This window comes from Zunongwangia endophytica, assembly GCF_030409505.1.
GTDB lineage: Bacteria > Bacteroidota > Bacteroidia > Flavobacteriales > Flavobacteriaceae > Zunongwangia > Zunongwangia endophytica.
Window position 1 is genome coordinate 2,658,868 of record NZ_JAUFPZ010000002.1, and the last position, 22,424, is coordinate 2,681,291.

The window sequence follows — 22,424 nt, forward strand, 5'->3', positions numbered from 1 at the left end:
CAGAAAAAGCAATTTGCGTACCGCTACATTTCAAACGTTTTAGAACCTCAATTTTAAGGCTATTTTAAGAATTTTTGGGGTTTTCTACACTAATCACCACCACACAATCTGTTGATTAATGCCACAAAGTTTTAAAAGAATTGGTTGAAGAAGTAAATGAAATGATCTAAAAAACAAAAAAGCCTCTTCCCGAATTAACGGAAAAAAGCTTCTCATTGGTATCTTTCAATTATTGAAAGGCTACCTACAAGTTCCAATCTCTTGGAACAAACAACACAACTAAATTTTCACTTCAAAAAGGCTAAACTCATCTTTGAAGTTTTATGCGATTATTCGAATTTATAATTTGAGCTTCTTTAGAAGTACAGAAAATTACCCAAAAGAAGATTTTAATTGCTAACAAAGTGCCCTATCAAAAAAAGGGCTGGCAAATCTACAATCTAATTTTAAATTTTACAAATTAGATTTTTCTACTTTTGCCCAAGCAAATTTTAGATCAATTGAACTTAGCTAATTTCTATCATTTTTCAAAAATATGCACCACGCGCATATTAAAAGCTATTCCTTACCGTTAAATAACTACTACTGGCTTTTACAGAGATGATGAAAAGTAATAAAAAGATAGTTCAGCAATTAAAACTTGGAAACTCTAAGGCCTTTAAAAAGGTTTACTTAGCCTATTACGATAAGTTATTTCATATCTGTAAAAAATTTCAGTTTAAGTTTTTAACTCCAGAGGATTTTATTCAAGAGGCTTTTGTGAAAATTTACAATAATAGACATCAGCTTAAAGAAGAGGTTTCTTTAGAAGCTCAGATTATTGTGATATGCAAAAACATCATTTATAATCATCTCCAAAGGGAGAAAAAAATAATTCCGTTAGATCCAGATTATCTTAGAAATCAAACTTCTTCAGAAATTTCTGACCAAGATGAGACTGCCGAAAGAAAAGAGAATATTTCTAAGTTAATAGATCTTTTACCTGTTCAGCAAAAAAAGATTTTCAAACTACATAAGCTAGAGAACTATTCTTATAAAGAAATATCGAGCATGACTCAGCTTTCGCACAAAACGATCGCGAACCATATTTATCTGGCTAACAATTTTATTCGAAAAAAAATAAAAAAGGCTTAGGAACTTTTACAATCTCGATTGTATACTATGAAAAGACAAGCTATAATGATTGTTGAAATTTATAAATTGGACATTCTCGATCGCCATCAGCTGATCAATCTTCTAAAAGTTCTTGCATTTAATTTCGCCGACTGCGAAATACATCCGTATGAGTTAGACCATCAAATTTTAATCATTGTTTCGTCGAAAGTAGCGATTAAAGGGAACTTTATTAGCAGCGTTCAAAAAGAAGGCTTTAATTGTGAACTACTACAGGCCTCATGATAGATAAAGACAAAATTGATGCGCAATTTGACGAATATTGGAAAGAAAAACCTTTAGAACATTCCCAAAACAAAAAAGAAAAATCTTGGAAAGATTTCCATCAAACCACAATTAAAAAGAAACGCACAAAAAGACCTTTTTATTTAAAATATGCTGCAGCGGTAATAGTGTTGATTTTAGCCGGTAGTTTTTATTTACTGAATCAACCTCAACAAACTTCAGCTTCCATTGTAAATATTTCCAACCCCAGCGATCATACCAAAGTGATTCATTTACCAGATAGCACAGAGATTAGGCTATACCCACACTCCAAAATCTCTTATCATAAAAATTACAATAAAAACAGGTTAGTTACTTTAGACGGTGACGCGTTTTTTCAGGTAAAAAAAGATAAGCATCATCCTTTTGAAGTTCATAATAACAATCTTATTACGACTGTTCTTGGTACCACATTTACGATAACAACAGATCTTAATAAAAAAACGGAAGTAAAGCTTTATGAAGGGAAAATTAAGATGAATATCGAAGGGCAATCTGAAAGTTGGATACTTTCTCCCGGCGAGGAATTTAGCTATCAGAAAAACACTCCTGAAATCAACCATATTAAAACCTATGTTGATTTTGAAAATGAAAAATTGAAAACCATAATTACCTATTTGGAAAAGGAATATGGTTTCGACATACAGTTAGAAGCGCTGAATTTAAATAAAGAAACAACTTTACGTATTAATAAAGAAGATCATCTGGAAACACCTTTACAGATTATTACTGAAATCCATAATCTCACTTACGAGATCGATATGACTCGTAGAAAAGTTATCCTAAAAAAATAATATTAAAATCCATACATCAAAACATCCTCACCGCATGAAATATCTTTTTTTCTCCTATTTATTCATTTGTAGCGTAAGTCTATTTAGCCAAAACTTAGCTATAAATATTGAAAAAGGGAATACCATAAATGATTTAAAAGATCAAATTGAAAGTCAGTCACCCTATAAATTAGCTTATACGGAAGACATCAAATCTAAAAGCTCTTTTACTACTGCATTTAAATATGAGAACATCAATGTAAAAGATTTAATCAATAATCTAAACACTCAGCTTCCGCAGGAATTCAAACTTCTAGGAAATAATATTACCGTAAAACAACGAATCTCGAATAACAGCCAAAAAGAATATGTGTTATCTGGAATTATTTCTGATGAAAAAAATGTTCCGTTGATGGGAGCTACCGTTAGTATTCCAAAACTACAAAGAGGAACAACATCTAATTTTGACGGTGAATTTTCTATAAAACTCCCACAGGATACTTACCAGGTCAACATTAGTTTTTTAGGCTATCAAACCATCACTAAAACAGTTTCTTTAGATAAAGATCGTAATCTGAATATTCAATTGGAAGAAGGAGGTGAAACCTTGAAGGAAGTGGTGATCGAACAGAACGGAAAGGCCGTTAATATCAAGAAACCACAAATGAGTATGAACAGCCTTACGATGAATGAAATAAAGCAGATTCCTGTCGCAATGGGAGAGCCTGATCCTCTTAAATCGCTTCTTACATTGCCCGGTGTTACTAATGCTGGCGAAGGTTCTTCTGGATTTAATGTTCGCGGTGGTGCTGCCGATCAAAACTTGATCTTACTGGATGATGTTCCTATTTATAGCGATTCGCATTTGTTCGGTTTTTTCTCGGTTTTTAATGCTGATGCTGTTCGCTCCTTAGATCTTTATAAAGGTGGAATACCTTCTAAATACGGCGGTAGAGTTTCTTCGGTTTTAGACATAAAACAAGCTAACGGAGATTATAAAGATTACAAATTTGAAGGAGGGATTGGATTGATCTCTAGCCACCTTAAAGCTGAAGGACCAATAATTAAGGACAAAGCTTCATTTATGATCGCCGGTAGATCTTCTTATGCTCATATTTTTTTGGTTGATAATTCTGCACAGTTCTATGATCTAAATACTAAACTGAATTACCGCTTAAATAAAAATAATTCACTAAGCTTTTCAGGATATTTTGGAAACGATCTATTTGATATTGGCGATAGTTTTGCGACCACGTATGGAAATACGATGGGAAAACTTAACTGGAAGCATCGCTTTAATGAAGATATAAATACAGATTTATCGGTTTTTTATAGCGATTATCAATTCAACTTAGATCTTGATAGTCAAAGTTTTGATTGGGATAGTGCCGTAACAAGTTATGGATTAAAATATGATTGGAATCATTATTTAAGCGAAGCTATTCAATTAAATTATGGATTGGAAGCTACTTATTACGAAACTAATCCCGGCACGCTGTTACCTAAAGACGAAAGCTCTGCGATCAATTTCTTACAATTAGATAAAAAATATGCCTTTGAGCCTTCTGCTTATATAGATGTAAATCATAAAATTTCTGAAAAACTAAATTTAAGATATGGATTACGTTATAGCATGTTTTATCGCTATGGCCCGCAGGTCGTAAACACTTATGCAAATAACAATCCTGCGATGTACAATCCAGATTTCAACATTTATGAAGACGCACCAATTACCGGAAGCACTAATTATGATAGCGGCGAAGTAATAAAGGACTTCTCTAATTTAGAACCTCGTGCCGCTTTATCTTATGCTTTAAACGACGAAACATCTTTTAAAGCCAGTTATAATCGTATGGCGCAGTACATGCACATTATTTCTAATAGCCAATCGCCAACCCCGGTAAATATGTGGACGCCTAGTGGACCATTTATCAAACCTCAACTTTTAGATCAATACGCTTTAGGTTATTTTAGAAACTTCAGCAACAAAAAATATTCGTTAGAAACTGAAGCCTTTTACAAAGACATTAAAAACCGTGTTGATTATGTAGATGGAGCAGATCTAATTGGCAATAATAACATAGAACAGGTATTGCTCAGCGGCAAAGCCAGAGCCTACGGAATGGAATTTTTATTCAGAAAAAATACAGGAAAATTAACCGGTTGGCTTTCTTATACGATATCGAGAGCAGAACAACGTACCGAAGGAAACACTCCAGAAGAACCTGGGATTGCAAACGGAGATTGGTACTTTTCTCCATACGATAAATTACACAATTTGAGCTTTGTGGCAAATTATGAACATACTGAAAAATGGTCTTTTAGTGCTAATTTTTCATTGCAATCGGGACAACCGGTAACTTATCCTAATGGGTATTATGAGCTGGGAGGAATTCATGTTCCAAATTATTCTAAAAGGAATGAAAACCGACTACCTACTTATCATCATTTAGATCTAGCAGCTACGTATACGCCGAAACCAGATAAGAAAAAGGGATGGCAAAGTTATTGGGTTTTTAGTCTATATAATGCTTATAATCGCCAAAATGCGGCTTCCGTTAGATTTACAACTAACGAAGACACCGGATTCAACGAAGCAAGACGTCTTTCTATTTTTGGAGCTATCCCAAGTGTTTCTTACAATTTTAAATTTTAACAGTCATGAAAACTTTATATAAATTCACTAAAAGAGTCTGGTTATACGCTATTCTTTGTAGCTTAATCTTTACATTTTATTCCTGCGAAGAAGTAATTGAGGTAGACCTAGAACCATCTGATAATCGACTAGTTGTTGATGCCGAAATTTTATGGGAAGCCAACACTCCTGGAAACGTACAGCAAATTTATCTAAGCCGACTTACAGACTATTACGAAACCGAAACGCAAAAAGTAAGTGATGCTGAAGTTGAAGTTAGCAATACTAACGGTGATATTTTTATTTTTGAAGAAACCGAAGAAGCCGGAACTTACCAATGCAATAATTTTTCACCAGAGCTAAACGCCAGCTATCAGTTAGAAGTAATTGTAGATAATGAAACCTATACGGCTACAGAACGTATGGTAAGCACCCCCGAGATTACCAGAATTGAGCAGGTAGATGATGGTGGCTTTTCAGCTGACAATTATGAAATTAACTATTATTTCAATGATCCTGAGGAGGAAGACAATTACTATTTAGAGACTTATAAAACCGATTTTCTAATCTATCCTGTTTATGGAGTTGGTAGTGACGAATTCATAAATGGTAATGAAGTTGATTATGGATTTTCTGATGAAGACTTAGAAGTAGGATCTACGGTTAATGTCACTTTTAGAGGAATTTCTGAACAATTTTACGAATACATAAGTCTTATTATACAAAGTACAAGCGGCGATCCTTTTAGCACTCCTCCGGCAAACATAAGAGGTAATCTTATCAACAATACGAATGAAGATAATTATGCCTTTGGTTATTTTAGTTTGTCGCAGTCTAGAAGTTTCGATTATACGATCGAATAATTGATATTTTTATTCGCAATTTTAAAATAGTTCAAAAGAAGCCTCTAAATATTTAGGGGCTTTTTTATTTTTTTGGAAAGCTCTTTGACAAATTATATCTATGTTCTATGAATAGTACCTGTTTTAAATTCTGAAGGGTTACTACCATATTTTTCTTTAAATATCTTTCTAAAATATTTTATACTACTAAAGCCTACAGCATAAGAAGCTTCTGTAACCGAATAGTTTTCGCGGTAAATCAAATCGGCCGCTTTTCTTATCCTAATATCCCGAATTAATTCGTTTATATTAAAACCTGTTAGTGCCTTTATTTTTCTATAAAGAGGTGTACGACTCATCCCCAATTCCTTTGCCAGAAATTCAGTATTCACTTTCTTCAAATGATCTGGATCTAAAATAATTTCTTCAATCTGCTGTAGAAATTGCTTTTCAGTATCTATTAATTTAGAGTTCTTTTCCTGTCCTACAAACGATTCGGTTTCCTGAGATTGTGAGAAATGGACTCGTAATTTTTCTCTATTCGTCAATAAACTCTTCACCTGTAGCTTCAACACCTTCGGTTTAAAAGGTTTTGTTATATAAAGATCTGCCCCCTCCTGATAACCTGAACTCACACTTTCTATATTCGCTTTGGCTGTTAAAAGTATCACCGGAATATGGCTGGTAACATTATCTGTTTTAAGATCTGTACAAAGATCGATTCCGTTTTTAACCGGCATCATAACATCTGATATGATAACATCAGGAACATATTTAGCGGCCTTGTTAATACCTTCTTGGCCATCTTCCGCAAAAAGTAAATCATAGTCGTCCTTAAAAAGATTCTCTAAGAAAAGACGTATCTCGGGATTATCATCAATAATCAACATGATATTCCTATTACTATCGGCGCTCAGACTTTTTTGATGTTCAGAGATTTTAGGCTCAAATACTCCATTATCAGCTATTATTTCTTCAGCTTTGTATTCTTCCTGTTTATCAGCTGAATTTTGGTTTTCAGTAATCAATAATTTTTCTGGAAGACAAAGTGTAAAACTTGTCTTGCTTCCTGGAGTACTAATTACTTCAATGGTACCTTCGTGCAATTCAGCAAAACTCTTTGATAAAGCGAGTCCTATACCCGTTCCCGTTTTTTGTTGATGATCGGCACGGTAATACCATTCAAAAATATGATTTATTTCTTCTGAGCTAATTCCTTCTCCCTGATTGATCACTTCTATCTTCAAGGTAGCATCCTCAAAATAAACCTCAATATTTACTTCGGAATTTTTATTAGAGTACTTTAAAGCATTAGATAATATGTTATTAATAATTACTCCGATTTTATCAATATCACAGTTCAGTTTTCTCTGCTTTGTTTTATAATTTAATTGAATTTCAATATTTTTCTCTTTCGCCAGGGGTTGATAATTTTTAAGCCAGCTTTTTAAATAATCCTTTAAATCATGATTACTACAATTTAACTGACTTAAGCCTTCTTCTGATTTTCTAAATTCTAATAATTTGTTGATGGCTTGTTGCAGGCTTTTAGCGTTTCTTCGAATAAATTTAAGATCATCACGTGATTCCTTTTTTTTCACCTTTTCTAATAAATTTTCGATGGGTGCGAGAATTAAAGTGAGTGGCGTTTTAAGTTCGTGAGAAAAGCCAGTAAAAAATCGTAGTCGCTCTTCGTTAAGTTGATGTTCTAACTGATATCTCTTTTGCTCTAAAACGATAGAATTTTTCAGTTTTAATCGCTCGCTGTAGTAACTTGATATTAGATAAATTATTAGTAGAATTGAAACTAGATAAAGTAAATAGGCCGGCCAAGTGCTCCAAAAAGGTGGGGTAATTGTTATCGCCAATTGCGCTTTACTTATACTATTTAATCCAGATTTATTTTTTACAACGAGCTTATAATCTCCAGGAGGAACTTTAGTGAAATTGGCAGTATTTGCTCCGTTTGCTTCTATCCAGATATCACTATACCCTTCTAATTTGTAAACAAAATCGGTATTTCTAGCAAATGGAAAATTTAAGCTATGAAAATCGACAGAAAAAGAGTTCTCATTATAGGCTAGCGTAATATCATTTTTATAAAAAAGAGAACTATTTAAAACTGCATCAGGACTATTTTGAACAGGTACTTTTTTATTTAAAATCTTCAGATTTTCAAAATAAATTGGTCTGCTTTTTTCATTTTGCTGAATTTCTGAAGGGTCAAAAAAGTTTAAGCCTTTATTGCCCCCAATATAAATTATGCCGTCTTCGGATTTGGTAATCGCTCCTATATTAAATTCTCCAGGCTGTATATTATTTAAGGTTGAAATATTTACAATCTCCTGATTTTTGATATTGTAACGATTGATTCCACTAAAGGTGCTAAGCCAAACATATTGATCGTCTTCCTTCATCATTCCTACAACAGAATTATTACTTAATCCATCCACTTCGGTTACGCGATCAAAAGAGTTATTTTCGATATTTAAATGAACAAGACCTTCATAACGTGTTCCTGCCAAGAGTTGACCTTCTCCCAAATACAGCACACTAAAAATAATGTCACTGGGGAAATCCAAACCATAGTTTAAAGCATAGCTTATGGTTTCATTTGTTTTTGGGTTGTATTTTTTAAGTCCTGAACCATAAGTTGCAAGCCATAAATTGCCATTTTCATCTTCAGAAATATCCCGTATATCAAGTTTTTCTAAAGCAGTTACGTTTTTGAAGTCTCCTATGTTTTCGTCAAACCAAAATAAGCCACCTCTATTTGTACCTACCCATATTCTATTATTTCTATCTTCGAAAATTACTCTTACATCACTACCATCTGCCGGAAAACCTTGTAAATAGTTTTGAAACTGACCATTTTCAAAAAGATTTATACCTCCTCGAAAGGTACCTATCCACAAACGTTTCTGAGAGTCTTCAAGCAATGACAAAATGTAATTGCTACTTAAACTATTTTTAGAAGAATTCTTTGAAAAATGCTTGAATCTTTGATTATCGGGATCGAAATAATCGAGTCCTCCCCCATCGGTTCCTATCCAAAGTCCATTAGATTTAGAGATCGCAAGTGCACCTACTCTATCGTGACTCAAGCTTTGACTTGTGCTATTTTTGTGCTTTCGGAACTGAATAAGCTCACCAGAAGTTTGGGCTAGATTAATCCCTGTTGAAGTTCCAATCCACATATTTTTATCGCTATCTAAAAAAAGAGAAGAAACTGTACGATTATTAATGCTATTATCATCTTCAGATGGTAAATACCATTCTATCTCAAAATTTTGATTATCTCTGGCACTGTCAATTTTTAGCAAGTTAAGTCCGCCATTTCTAGTACCAATCCACATATAACCATACTCATCCTCCTGAAAACATAAAATATCGTTATCACTCAATCCTTTCTTTGGATCATTAGCCTTATTTATATGAATAATTTCGTTATTCGTATTGATTAATTTTAAACCATCCCGAGTTCCTATCCATATATTATCGGCACTATCTTTATATAAGTTGTTTATAGCTCCTATATTATAAACATTGGATTCAACTGTATTGTTATCGAGGTCTATTAAATTAAGACCATGATCAAATGTTCCAACAAATAACTTATTGTCTCTCTGGATAATTGAAGAGATTTCCTTGGATGATAATTTTTTATTTAATTCAGCATTATCATTAAAAACGTCTTCAGAATTGGATATTGTTAACCATTGCAAACCACTCCTATAAATACCTAAAGCTATTCTGTCTCCCTCTAACTTCCTAATAGCACTTATGCTATTTCCCATCAAACTATCCTTATCCTCATTGTAGATAGTCATGGATTCATTTTTAAGATCATAGACGGACAAACCTCCATCGGTACCTATATAAATTTTAGTACCAACTACTTCCATGCTTTGCACATAGTTGTTAGATAAATTGTAATTAGGATTACCACTTTTATAAGTTTTAAAGTCTGTCCCGTTGTATCGATTTAGACCATCATTTGTAGCAATCCAAATAAAACCAAGAGGATCCTGATTTATATCGTTCACAAAATTGCTGGATAATCCATCTTCAGTATTTAATTCATAGAATTGTAAAGGTTCCAAGTTTTGTGCTAAAACTGAATTATGAGAAGCAATCAAGATGATGAAACTTAAGAATAGAAATATGAACTTATAAATTCTCATTAAGTGTTAGTTATTGTTGTTAATTATACAAAATTACGGCATAAACATCAGCAAAATAGCAAATTGAGTCATTATGAACCACTCATTAAGTCAATTAGCACCCGATACAATCCCTATAAAATTAAGAAAATTGTAACAATGAAAACCGACGAAATCGTTTTCAAAACAATTCATCTTGCAAATCTAACTTTTTTAAAAATTAACTAAAATCAATATGTATGTTTACATTTCTACTCAAACTGGGAAAATCTAAACCCAATATTTTATTGCTCTTTTTGATTATGGGCTCTTCACTTATTGCCCAGCAGAAAGAAATCACCGGCGAAGTTCTGGATGATACTGGCTTACCGCTACCGGGTGCAACAGTAGTTGTAAAAAATACTTCTAATGGAACAGTAACCGATATGGATGGTAATTTTTCTTTAGAAATAGATGATCCAACAAATACTATTTTAGTAGTATCATTTGTAAGTTTTCAGACTAAAGAGATTCCTGTTGGTGATCAAAGCTCATTTAATATCACCTTATTAAGTGACACTGAAGCACTAAATGAAGTAGTTGTAGTAGGTTACGGAGGACAGAAAAGAGCTACGCTTACAGGTTCGGTATCAGAGGTTGAAGGAGGGGATCTTGTAAAAAGTCCTCAGCCTAACCTTTCCAATTCATTTTCTGGAAGAATTTCCGGAGTAATTGCAAGCAATCGGGGGGGGAGCCTGGCTACGATGATTCTAGTATCAGTATTCGAGGTTTAGCTACTACAGGTAATAATGATGTCCTCGTAGTAGTCGATGGAGTTCCAGGACAGGTAGGAGGCCTTTCAAGACTTTCTCCAGAAGAAATTGAAAGCGTAACCGTACTAAAAGATGCCTCTGCAGCAATTTACGGAAGTCGTGCCGCTAATGGAGTTATTCTTATAACCACGAAAAGAGGAAAGACAAATTCAGCACCATCTGTATCTTACAAGTTTGATGTTGGTTTTTCATCTCCTACACGATTACCAGATATGGCTGATGCATCAACATATGCGCAGATCAGAAATGAAATTGCCTATTATAATAGTCCTAATGATGGATTAAATCAAGTTTACTCAGCTGAAGAGATTAACCTATTCGCTAATGGGAGTGATCCATTAAATTATCCAAATACCGACTGGGCCAATGCCGCACTTAGAGATTATGCTACTCAAACTCAACACAACCTAAATGTGTCAGGTGGATCTGAAAAGATAAATTATTTCTTTTCATTAGGGAAAACATCTCAAGAAGGCTTATATAAAAATGGAGCTACCCAATATGATCAGTATAATGTTCGATCGAACTTAGATGTTGATATTTCTGATAGATTAAGTTTAGGTCTTTCGTTATCGGGTAGAAAAGAAGATCGGCAATTCGCTACAGAAGGTGCTAATTACATATTCAGATCAATTTATAGAGCCTATCCAACAGTAGCTTCTATCTATCCTAACGGATACCCTTCAACCGGGATTGAAAATGCAAATCCGGTTATTATGGCTACCCCTGCGGGAGGAACAAATAATCAACCGAGATATATTTTCAATGGAATTATTAAAGCCAAATATGAATTACCATTCCTGGATGGTTTGTCGATAGACGGATTCTTTTCTGTAGATGAATTATCTAGTAGAATAAGAAATTTTAGAACACCTTATACGCTTTATAATTATAATAGAAATACAGAAGAATATAATCCTGTAGTTATTGGTGGTGGACCTGATCAACAAGGCTCTTTAGAAGAAGAACATTTTAGTCAATCTAAGACAGTGGGTAATATCAAGCTTAACTTTAAGAGAAGATTTGGCAGTCATAATATAGATGCATTCATTGGTTACGAAAGGAGTGAAAACAAGGACCATACTTTAGGAGCTTCTAGAATCCACTTTCCAACCACTCAAACTCCGGAACTTTCTCAAGGAGGAGGGGCAGCGACTGACAGGGATAATTATGGTAATAGTTATAATTTTACCAGAGAAAGTTTTCTTTCAAGAATTGCCTATAACTATAGCGAAAAATATCTTGCGGAATTTCAAATGCGTATAGATGGATCTTCAATATTCCCGGAAGGGAATCGATATGGCGTTTTTCCATCTATATCTGCAGGTTACCGAATAACACAAGAAGACTGGTTTAATATAGACTTCTTTGATGATCTTAAAATTAGAGCTTCCTATGGAATTTTAGGGAATGATAATGTAGGACAATTCCAATATTTTGATAATTATGCGATCAATAATAACTATGTAGTTGGTGGAGAGGTTGTGACCGGTATAGATCTAATAAGGTTGGCCAATCCAAATATTACCTGGGAAGTTGCACGGAAAACCGATATAGGACTGAATTTTAAATGGATGAATCATTTCAACACAGAGATTATTTACTTCACTCAGGATCGAACAGACATACTAATCAATAGAAATGCATCAATCCCGGGAACTACCGGAATTGTAAATCCATACCCGACAAATGATAACGCCCCATTAGTTCCCTCTGAAAATATTGGAGAAGTAAAAAGCCATGGATTTGAAGCTGTTATCGGTTATGATTTGAAATCTGAAGGTGATTTTAACTTCGGAGTGCAGGGAAATTTCACGTACGCAAAGAATGAAATTGGATTTATTGACGAAGCTCCAGGGGTTTTGGATTATCAAAGACAAACAGGACGCCCACTTAATACCTATCTTTTGTATAATGCTATAGGCATTTTTAGAACTGAAGACGATCTGAATAATTACCCACATGTCGAGGGAGCTAGATTAGGTGATTTAATCTATGAAGATTTTGATAATGACGGAGAAATTACTCCAGACGATATGTATAGAAGTGAGTATGGAAATATCCCTCAGATAACATTTGGTCTTGTTCTGGATGCTACTTATAAGAATTTTGATTTTTCAGCGGTTTTTGCTGGCCAGGGTCAGGTAAGGCAATACGTACTTCCAGAATCGGGAACTGTTGGAAACTTTTATAGTAGTTGGGCGAACAACAGATGGTCACCTGAGAATCCAGATGGTAGTTACCCAAGAGTAAGCGAGCGTGCATCATCAGCAGTAAGCGGAGGTAGATTTCGAAATGATTTCTGGTTACGAAATACAGCCTTTGTTCGTCTTAAAAATGTTCAGTTAGGATACACGCTGCCGACGATGTGGACTGATAAATTAGCTATTGGAAATGCTAGGATATATGCTAGCGCATTTAACCTATTTACTTTAACAGAAGTAGAAGATTTTGATCCTGAAGGGAGTAGCGAAAGTGGCCAGTTTTATCCACAACAAAGGATTATTAATCTAGGAATTAATGTTCAGTTTTAAAAAAAGGAAATATGAAATTTAATATTATATATACAAAAATACTGTTATTCTCTCTATTCGGAGGTCTTATTTTGGTTGGATGTCAAGATGACTATTTAGAGGTAACTCCGACTGATCGCGTGTCTGATGCGGCGATCCTAAATGATTCAACTTTATTTGAAGCCTATGTGATCAATAGATACTTGGGAGTTCGATTAACAGATAAAGAGGGCGATGGGAGTCGACCTGGCTTTGGAAGGGGCTTTGAATATGCAATGTGGAGTTCTTTGACTGATGAATCTATTTATAACAATGATGATAACACCTGGCTTATACAACAGGGGCAGTTAGCTCCTGAAAATACGGGTATTTCTGGAACAATTTGGGGACGAAGCTATCGTAGTATTAGAGAAGTTAATTACGCTCTAAATAATATAGATAATTTGGCAATGAGCGACTCTAAAAAAGAAGTACTTACTGCGGAGCTAAAATTTATAAGAGCCTATAGATATCATGATCTTATTAGAAATTACGGCGAAGTAATACTGATGGAAGATCGTGTAGTAGAACTTGGAGATGATTTAACTGATCCTAGTTTGTTTGAAAAAAGCACGATATCAGAAAGCTTAACATATACTATCAACGAACTGGATGAAGCAATCAACGCTTTACCAGAAAATCATTCAAATAACTGGCAGGAAGGTAGAGCTACTAAAGGCACAGCTATGGCACTTAAAGCTAGATTATTATTATATGCGGCGAGTCCTTTATACAATGATAAAACCAACGATGCACAAAAATGGGCAGATGCAGCAAATGCTGCTCAGGAGGTAATGGATCTTGGTCTATACAGTTTACACCCTGATTATCAACAACTTTTTCTTGAATCTTCACAAAATAGTGAGATAATATTTGCCCGATATTATAATCTTAATGCATTACACACTGCTCTAGAAATTGCTAATGGTCCTAACGGCTATGGAGGCTGGGCAGGTAATGTACCATTACAAAATTTAGTGGATGATTATGAAATGGCAGATGGATCTGAATTTGACTGGAATAACGAATCTCATGCAGAGAAACCTTACCAAAATAGGGATCCCAGATTTTATCAAACAATATTATATAATGGAGCTGAATATCGAGGAAGGGAAGTAGAAACATTTGTACCCAATGGTTTGGATAGTCCAGATGGTCCTTCTAACTGGAACACCAGTAAATCAGGTTACTACATGAGAAAATTTATCGATGAAGACCTTCCAATTATTAATCCATGGGGAGTTGCTGGAACACAAGATTGGATATATATAAGATATGGAGAAATTTTACTGAATTACGCTGAAGCGCAAAATGAAGCAGCTGGTCCAGATGAATCCGTTTATAATGCCGTAAACCTTATTCGATCCAGAGCTGGTATGCCGAATTTGGAGAGTGGACTAAGTCAAAGTGAGATGCGCGAAAAGATTCGCCACGAAAGAAGAATTGAACTAGCCTTTGAAGAACATAGGTATTATGATGTAAGACGATGGATGATTGCAGATGAGGTCGAAAATCAACCCGCTCAAGGAATGAGAATTACGAAAAGAAACGGAGGTTTAAATTACGATACTTTCATAGCACTTGACGGAAAAAGTTTTAATGAGAGAAATTACTGGCTACCTATTCCAAGAAGTGAAATATTAGCTTCAAATAATCAGATAGAACAAAACCCGGGTTATTAATACAATCAAAACCATATTGTCTTAGGGCAATATGGTTTTTAATATTCCGTCATTTCAAATCTGAATTTTAATTACTCCTAATAATTCAGATCACCTACTACCTCTGTAATAATATTTAATAAGCGTAACCACTTAGGTTCTTTCGCGGAAACATTATAATATTCAATAGATGAAAAAAAACTTTCAATCTTTCTTTTTCCTACTTACGTTTTATTTGTTTTTTATTTCCTGCCAACAGGAAAATAATGATAGAAAAAGAACTACAGAGGAAAAGAGTAAGCGCACATCTATAAGCATTGAAGCTGATGTAGTTTTTCAGACTATCGACAATTTTGGAGCATCTGATGCCTGGAGCATACAGCATATTGGAAATTGGCCAGATCATAAAAAAGAAAAAATAGCACAGCTTCTTTTTAGTCAGGAGTTGGATGAAAATAATCATCCATTAGGAATCGGTCTTTCTTTATGGCGATTTAACCTGGGGGCGGGAAGTGCACAACAGGGAGCCAATAGTGGTATAGTAGATGAATGGAGAAGAGCAGATTCCTTTTTAAAATTGGATGGAACCTATTCCTGGCAACGCCAATCTGGACAGGTTTGGTTTGCTAAAGCAGCTAATGATTATGGAGTAGATCAATTGCTAGTATTTCTGAATAGTCCCCATGTAAATTTCACGAGAAATAAAAAAGCATTTAGTGCAAGTGGTGATCAATCTAACTTAGCAGTAGCCAACTATAAAAAGTTCACAGACTATCTAAGCCATAGTATAAAAGGTATGGAAAATTTAGGTCTTAACGTAGATATTATAAGTCCCTTTAATGAACCGCAATGGGATTGGGCTGATGGGGGGCAGGAAGGCACTCCTTTCTGGAATGAAGAGATAGCCGAGATTACAAGACTAATTAATAAGAGTTTTATTGAAAATAATATTGAAACAAAAATTGATCTTCCGGAAACTGCTCAACTTAACTATTTATTGGAAGACGATAATAAACCCGGAAGAGGTACCCAGCTTGACTATTTCTTTAACGAAAATTCAACGGGCCATATTGGTAATCTAGAGCATTTAGGCAAGGCGATATCTGGACATAGTTATTTTACCACTTCTCCTACATCTAAATTAATTGGAGAACGAAAAAAACTGAACCATGCTCTGAAAGATTTTCAGAATTTAAAATTCTGGATGTCTGAGTATTGTATCCTTGGTGATAATGATGGAGAAATTGAAGGAAACGGAAAAGATTTGAGTATTGAACCCGCGCTCTATATGGCCAAAGTGATACATCATGATTTAAGTATTGCTAATGCCTCGGCTTGGCACTGGTGGACTGCAGTATCGGTTTATGACTATAAAGATGGATTAATTTATGCTGATAAGAATAAAAAAGACGGCAATTTTGAAGAGAGTAAGATGCTATGGGCCCTTGGAAACTATAGTCGTTTTATTAGGCCTGGAGCCGAACGTATTCAAATCACTACAGAAGGGAAACTACCTGAAGAAATTTTAATTTCAGGTTTTAATTCTCCGGATAATCAGGAAAATATCTTAGTAGTTATAAATCCCTTGAATAGAAAGATCCAAGTTCAATTTAAAAATAATGAAAAGCTCTTGACACCTAAATCATCATATGTGACTTCCAATGCTAAAAACTTAGCATCGGTAGAACAGGGTCCTAACATCTCATTGACCGAAAAATCTATTACTACTTTAATCTTTTCAAAATAATATGAAAACATCTTTTTTTACAATGCTTTTGAATTGGCAAAAGATTCTTCTTTTGTTTGTGATAAGCTTTCCATTGGCTATAAGTGCTCAAGAAAATAATAAGCTTATGTTTAATGACTCCTGGAAGTTCCATATGGGAGAATTAACGAATAAAAGTGATGCAAACTGGAAAAATGTATCACTTCCACATGATTGGAGTATTCAAAGCGATTTCGATTCGCGGTGGGCCAGTGGAACGGGTTTTCTCCCTGGTGGGATAGCCTATTATAAGAAAAACTTTGATGTTCAGAATTATTCTCCAAACAAAAAATATAGTATATATTTCGATGGTGTTTATAAAAATAGTGAAGTATGGATAAACGGTCATTTTTTAGGTAAAAGGCCTAATGGATTCATTCCTTTTCAGTATGATCTAACTCCATATTTGAAGGAAAAAGAAAATGAAATACTCGTAAAGTGTGATCACACTGATTATGCAGACAGCAGGTATTATACCGGTTCTGGGATATATAGAAATGTTTATTTAATTCAACAAAATCCAATTCATTTTTCTCAATGGGGTGTATTTGTATCAACCCCAAAAATTGAAAAGGATGAGGCGGAAATCAATATTCAGTTAGAAATTGAAAACTTAACTGATCAGGTATCAGGTTCAAATATCATTACAAATATAAGCAATGACAAAGGCGAAAAAGTAGCTACGGGCACCTACAGTTTACAATTATATCCAAATAGAGAAAATTATATCGAATTGCATTTAAAAATCGATAATCCTGAATTGTGGGAACCAGATGCTCCAAATCTTTACGATCTAGATATCCGTATAAAAGTAGACGGAAAATTGATGGAGCTATGGAGCAATAAAATAGGAATAAGAGATTTTAAGTTTGATGCGAACAAAGGCTTCTTTTTAAATGGAAAGAATATGCTTATTAAAGGGGTTTGTATCCATCATGACGCTGGTGCATTAGGGGCTGCTGTTCCAAAGAAAGTTTGGAGAGAGCGATTCAAAACTCTTAAAGAACTTGGTGCAAATGCGATTAGAATGAGTCACTATCCTCATCAGGATTATATTTATGATCTTGCAGATGAAATGGGTTTTCTTGTTCAGGACGAAGCTTTCGATGAATGGGAATTTGGTAAAAATAAATGGATTGAAGGATGGAATGAAGGATCTCCGGGAAAGGATGGATCTCACAAGGATTTTAGCCAATGGGGTACTACAGATGTAGAAGATATGGTAAGGAGAAATAGGAATCATCCTTCAATTATTATGTGGAGCATTGGAAACGAAATAGATTATCCTAATGATCCTTATACACACCCGATTTTGGACGAAGGCCGTAATCCTCAAATTTATGGCAAAGGATATATGCCAGATCATCCTCCCGTGGATCAGCTAGGTAAGATAGCTAATGAGCTTAGTATGTCGGTTAAAAAATTTGACACTACAAGACCTGTTACGGCTGCCCTTGCAGGAGTAACAATGTCTAATTTCACGGCTTATCCAGAAATTTTGGACATTGTCGGCTATAACTATCAAGAGTTTAGGTATCAAGAAGATCATGGAAAATATCCAAACAGAATCATCTATGGTAGTGAAAATGGAGATGCCCTTAGCGCCTGGAAAGCAGTAACAGATAATGATTTTATAGCATCGCAATTTCTCTGGACGGCATTTGATTTTATTGGAGAGGCAGGAAAATGGCCGTATCGAAGTAGTGGTGCAGGAATAATAGATCTTGCAGGAAAGCCAAAACCTGACTTTTATTTCAGAAAGAGTCTATGGAATAACGCTCCCATGGTTTTTATGGGGATCGCTGATAGTGAAGATAATGTAACTAAAAGACGTCAAATTTCAACTACCTGGAGTAGATCTGAAAATGATTTAAAATACGTGAGCGCATATAATAATGTTGATTCGGTTGAACTTTTTTTAAATGATAAATCTCTAGGAAAGAAAAAAGGGGACTACGATGGAAATATGATATTCTGGAAAGTACCTTTCGAAAGTGGAGAGTTACTACTTAAAGGTTATGATAATGAAGGTAAAGAAGTAGCATCACAAACATTAAAAACACCTGGATCAATAGCAGATTTTGAGCTAACTTATAACAAAGAAGATATTGAAAATGATACGAGTAATATTCTTATTGTTGATATTAAATTGATAGATGAAAACGGAACTCCTATCATTAAAGATGATCGCCTGGTTACTTTGGATTTGCCTTCAGGTATAAGAGTACTAGGATTAGAAAGCGGGGACTTAAAAAGTCATGAAGGTTACCAAAGCAATCAAAGAAATTCTTATCAGGGAAAATTACGAGCATATCTTGAACTTTCAGAAAGCATACAAAATAAGGATGCATCAATAACTATTAAGGTACAAGGAATGGATGAAAAAAAAATCATCCTAAAATAAAGATAAATTTAAGAATATGAAAAAAACTCTTTTCAATCTAATATTTGCGGTAATTGTGACCGCTACCTATGCTCAGCAAAACGAGTGGGAAGACCCTACAACTTTAGATCGAAACAAGCTGGAAGGTCGTAGTGATTTTGTGCTCTATTCTTCCGCTTCTAAAGCTTTAAAAAACGAACCGAAATCTTCAGATTTATACCAAAGTTTAAACGGAACCTGGAAATTTAATATCGTTCAACATCCCAGTGAGCGCCCTTTAAATTTTTACCAGGAATCACTAAATGACAGTAATTGGAACGATATTAAGGTTCCTTCAAATTGGGAAATGGAAGGTTTCGATTTGCCGATTTATACCAATATTACGTATCCGCATCCTAAAAATCCACCTTATATCGGATTTCCTTCGGAAAAAAAAACGGAAAATGGCGAGATCATCAACAAAAACTCGAAAGATGGCGATGAAGAAATTTATAATCCAGTAGGAACGTACAGAAGAACTTTTACTGTTTCGCAGCAATGGGACGATCACGAGATTATTCTTCGATTTGGATCAATTTCTGGTTACGCAAGAATCTTTGTAAACGGCGAAGAAGCGGGAATGACCAAAGCATCTAAGACGCCGGCTGAATTTGATATTACTGAATTTTTAAAGGATGGAGAAAATCTTTTAGCAGTTCAGGTGTTTAGATGGCACGACGGGAGTTATCTGGAAGACCAGGATTTCTGGCGTTTGAGTGGTTTGGAGCGCAATGTATATTTACAAGCCGTTCCTAAAACCACAATATGGGATTATTTTGTAACCAGTGGTTTGAGTAACGATTATACCGATGGGGAATTAAACGTCAATGTAAAACTGAAAGATTTTGATAAAGGAAGCATCAAAAAGCCAAAGGTAAAATTTGCTTTAATGGATCCTTCTGGAAAAGAAGTGTATTCAGAAACCAAGTCTTTAGGAAAAAAAGAACTGGAAGCTACATTTTCTAAAACAATTAAAGATGTTGGAAAATGGAGCAATGAATTTCCAATTCTTTACAAATATACGATCAGTCTATTAGATAAAAAAGACAATGAAGTGGCTGCAATTTCAGGAAAAACAGGTTTCCGTGAAGTGGAAATTAAAAATGCGCAGCTAATGGTGAATGGACAGGCGATTACCGTAAACGGTGTCAATCTACACGAACATCATCCTGATAAAGGCCACACACCCGATCGAGAAATGATGCGCAAAGATATCGAGGTGATGCAGAAGAACAATGTCAATGCGATTCGAATGAGTCATTATCCGCACGATTCTTATATCTACGAATTGGCTGATGAATACGGAATGTATGTTGTAGATGAAGCCAATATTGAAACTCACGGAATGGGCGTAGCTTTCAATAAAGATTTGGACACAACAATACATCCAGCTTATTTAGAAGAATGGTCACCAGCGCATATGGACCGAATTCAACGAATGGTTGAGTTTCACAAAAATCATCCTTCAATCATTGTTTGGTCTTTGGGTAATGAAAACGGAAACGGACAGGTATTTTACGATGCTTACGATTGGATTAAAGAGCGTGATACCACTCGTAAAGTGCAATTTGAACAGGCTGGTGAAAATCGCAATACAGATATCGTTTGCCCAATGTATCCAAGCATCAAGCATATGAAAGAATATGCTGAAGACAACACTAAAGAACGTCCTTTTATCATGTGTGAATATTCTCATGCGATGGGAAATAGTAACGGAAACTTTCAGGAATATTGGGATATTATCGATAATAGCGATCACATGCAAGGTGGCTTTATCTGGGATTGGGTCGATCAGGGATTACGAACGGAAACCGAAGATGGACGTGAGTTTTGGGCTTATGGCGGCGATTTTGGCGCTGAAAAATTGCAAAATGATCAAAACTTTAATGCTAACGGACTTGTAACTGCGGATCGTGAACCACATCCGGCTTTAGAGGAAGTGAAAAAAGTATATCAAAACATCAAATTTGAGTTAAAAGACAACAATCTTTCTATAAAAAACAAGTTCAATTTCACGAATTTGGATGCTTTCGATTTCAAATGGGAATTACTTGCTGACGGAGAAGTGGTAAAATCTGAAAAATTCACTATTGAAGTGACTCCAAATACTTCAAAATCGATTTCTGTGAATTTACCAGAACTTCAGGATAAAGAATATTTCTTAAGCGTGTATGCGTACACTAAAAAAGCGAAAGCGATGGTTCCTGCAGGACACGAAATTGCCAGAGAACAATTCAAAATCGGAGAAACTACTTATTTTGCTGAAAATAATACAGAGGCTACAGGTGATTTAAAGGTGAAAAAACAAGGCGAAAAACTTCAATTTTCAACAGCAACTATTGAAGGAACTTTCAATACCAAAACCGGAAGTTTTGAAAGCTATCATTTAAAAGACAGCGAGAAATCACCAATTTCAGTATTTCCGCAGCCTTATTTTTGGAGAGCGCCTACCGATAATGATTTCGGTAACGGCATGCCGAAAAAACTAAAGGCTTGGAAAGAAGCGACTCATAATTCAGAAGTAACTAATGTTGAGCTTGCTAAAAAAGATAAAGCTGGACAGCAAATTACAGTTACTTATCAATTAGCCGGAGTCGATGTTCCCTATACAGTTGAATATCTAATTGAAAACAACGGAGAAATTAAAGTAACAGCAAGTTTACAATCTGAAAAAGAGTTACCTGAAATTCCACGATTTGGAATGCGAATGATCTTAGCTGGCGATTACGAGAACCTGACATATTACGGTCGTGGGCCTTGGGAAAATTATTCAGATAGAAAAACTTCAGCGTTTTTAGGCATCTACGAAGATAAAGTCGAAAATCAGTTTACCTTGGGTTATATTCGTCCTCAAGAGGCTGGTTATAAAACCGACACGCGTTGGATTCAGCTTAAAAGCAGCAACGGCACTGGATTAAAAATAGTTGGTGAACAACCTTTAGGATTTAGCGCCTTAAACATTGCTACCGAAGATTTAGATCCGGGAGATGAAAAATCACAACGCCATACAACAGATATCAAAGTTTACGACAAAGTGTTTTTACATGTCGATTATAAGCAACGCGGTTTAGGTGGCGATGATAGTTGGGGACGTTACCCGCACCAGCAATATCGCTTAGAAGAAAATGAGTATAGTTATTCCTATACCATATCGCTATTGAATAATTAAGTAAACTAGCTCAGAGCAAGTCTCAGAGCATTAATCTCGATTATCGAGTAAATTATAAGTGTGAGTTGAAATTGTCTCCAGGTTTAATCAGCCTGGGGATAATTTTCTAAGTCTTAAAAAAACCAATTAGTATTCTACTATTTTTAAATGTATTTTAGACGTTTAAAAGCTGAAGCGAGCTGAAAATCAACAG

The 22,424-nt window shown here is 34.9% G+C and carries 11 protein-coding genes; 10 read left to right on the top strand and 1 reads right to left on the bottom strand.

Features of this window, described 5'->3' with window-relative positions; translation table 11 throughout:
* The first annotated feature begins 600 nt into the window (after positions 1 to 600).
* From QWY91_RS11575 to QWY91_RS11590, 4 genes are all read left to right on the top strand, one after another.
* Positions 601 to 1,134, top strand: coding sequence for an RNA polymerase sigma factor (locus QWY91_RS11575; RefSeq protein WP_353958649.1), 534 nt, complete (start codon positions 601 to 603; stop codon positions 1,132 to 1,134).
* Between the two features lie 260 nt (positions 1,135 to 1,394).
* Positions 1,395 to 2,231 (top strand): FecR family protein, encoded by an 837-nt coding sequence (locus tag QWY91_RS11580; RefSeq protein WP_290235212.1) that lies wholly within the window; start codon positions 1,395 to 1,397, stop codon positions 2,229 to 2,231.
* Between the two features lie 34 nt (positions 2,232 to 2,265).
* Positions 2,266 to 4,866 carry a TonB-dependent receptor gene (locus tag QWY91_RS11585; RefSeq protein ID WP_290235215.1) on the top strand — a complete coding sequence of 867 codons (2,601 nt, stop codon included), beginning with the start codon at positions 2,266 to 2,268 and terminating at the stop codon, positions 4,864 to 4,866.
* A 5-nt stretch (positions 4,867 to 4,871) separates the two neighbouring features.
* Positions 4,872 to 5,708, top strand: coding sequence for a DUF4249 domain-containing protein (locus tag QWY91_RS11590; protein ID WP_290235218.1), 837 nt, complete (start codon positions 4,872 to 4,874; stop codon positions 5,706 to 5,708).
* Positions 5,709 to 5,806: 98 nt separating this feature from the next.
* On the opposite strand, the gene QWY91_RS11595 is transcribed toward QWY91_RS11590, so the two are convergent.
* Complete coding sequence (locus tag QWY91_RS11595; protein WP_290235220.1) at positions 5,807 to 9,871, bottom strand: two-component regulator propeller domain-containing protein; 4,065 nt, start codon at positions 9,869 to 9,871, stop codon at positions 5,807 to 5,809.
* Between the two features lie 218 nt (positions 9,872 to 10,089).
* On the opposite strand from QWY91_RS11595, the gene QWY91_RS11600 reads away from it, so the two are divergent.
* From QWY91_RS11600 to lacZ, 6 genes are all read left to right on the top strand, one after another.
* Positions 10,090 to 10,623 carry a carboxypeptidase-like regulatory domain-containing protein gene (locus QWY91_RS11600; protein ID WP_290235222.1) on the top strand — a complete coding sequence of 178 codons (534 nt, stop codon included), beginning with the start codon at positions 10,090 to 10,092 and terminating at the stop codon, positions 10,621 to 10,623.
* The gene (locus QWY91_RS11605; protein ID WP_290237093.1) at positions 10,611 to 13,196 is read left to right on the top strand and encodes a SusC/RagA family TonB-linked outer membrane protein; all 2,586 of its coding nucleotides are present in this window, start codon (positions 10,611 to 10,613) and stop codon (positions 13,194 to 13,196) included. The genes QWY91_RS11600 and QWY91_RS11605 overlap by 13 nt, the downstream gene beginning before the upstream one ends.
* An 11-nt stretch (positions 13,197 to 13,207) precedes the next feature.
* Positions 13,208 to 14,896, top strand: coding sequence for a RagB/SusD family nutrient uptake outer membrane protein (locus QWY91_RS11610; RefSeq protein WP_290235224.1), 1,689 nt, complete (start codon positions 13,208 to 13,210; stop codon positions 14,894 to 14,896).
* A 169-nt stretch (positions 14,897 to 15,065) separates the two neighbouring features.
* On the top strand, positions 15,066 to 16,622 hold the full coding sequence (locus QWY91_RS11615) for a glycoside hydrolase (RefSeq protein ID WP_290235226.1): 1,557 nt from the start codon (positions 15,066 to 15,068) through the stop codon (positions 16,620 to 16,622).
* A gap of 1 nt (position 16,623) precedes the next feature.
* Positions 16,624 to 19,044: a glycoside hydrolase family 2 TIM barrel-domain containing protein gene (locus QWY91_RS11620; RefSeq protein ID WP_290235228.1), complete on the top strand. Its 2,421-nt coding sequence runs from the start codon at positions 16,624 to 16,626 to the stop codon at positions 19,042 to 19,044.
* Between the two features lie 16 nt (positions 19,045 to 19,060).
* The gene (gene lacZ / locus QWY91_RS11625; protein ID WP_290235231.1) at positions 19,061 to 22,231 is read left to right on the top strand and encodes a beta-galactosidase, LacZ type; all 3,171 of its coding nucleotides are present in this window, start codon (positions 19,061 to 19,063) and stop codon (positions 22,229 to 22,231) included.
* The last annotated feature ends 193 nt before the right edge of the window (positions 22,232 to 22,424 follow it).

Excerpts from the sequence above, each read along its gene's own strand:
- QWY91_RS11575 (WP_353958649.1), top strand. The coding sequence starts at position 601 with ATGATGAAAAGTAATAAAAAGATAGTTCAGCAATTAAAACTTGGAAAC.
- QWY91_RS11580 (WP_290235212.1), top strand. The coding sequence starts at position 1,395 with ATGATAGATAAAGACAAAATTGATGCGCAATTTGACGAATATTGGAAA.
- QWY91_RS11585 (WP_290235215.1), top strand. The coding sequence starts at position 2,266 with ATGAAATATCTTTTTTTCTCCTATTTATTCATTTGTAGCGTAAGTCTA.
- QWY91_RS11590 (WP_290235218.1), top strand. The coding sequence starts at position 4,872 with ATGAAAACTTTATATAAATTCACTAAAAGAGTCTGGTTATACGCTATT.
- QWY91_RS11595 (WP_290235220.1), bottom strand. The coding sequence starts at position 9,871 with ATGAGAATTTATAAGTTCATATTTCTATTCTTAAGTTTCATCATCTTG.
- QWY91_RS11600 (WP_290235222.1), top strand. The coding sequence starts at position 10,090 with ATGTTTACATTTCTACTCAAACTGGGAAAATCTAAACCCAATATTTTA.
- QWY91_RS11610 (WP_290235224.1), top strand. The coding sequence starts at position 13,208 with ATGAAATTTAATATTATATATACAAAAATACTGTTATTCTCTCTATTC.
- QWY91_RS11615 (WP_290235226.1), top strand. The coding sequence starts at position 15,066 with ATGAAAAAAAACTTTCAATCTTTCTTTTTCCTACTTACGTTTTATTTG.
- QWY91_RS11620 (WP_290235228.1), top strand. The coding sequence starts at position 16,624 with ATGAAAACATCTTTTTTTACAATGCTTTTGAATTGGCAAAAGATTCTT.
- lacZ (WP_290235231.1), top strand. The coding sequence starts at position 19,061 with ATGAAAAAAACTCTTTTCAATCTAATATTTGCGGTAATTGTGACCGCT.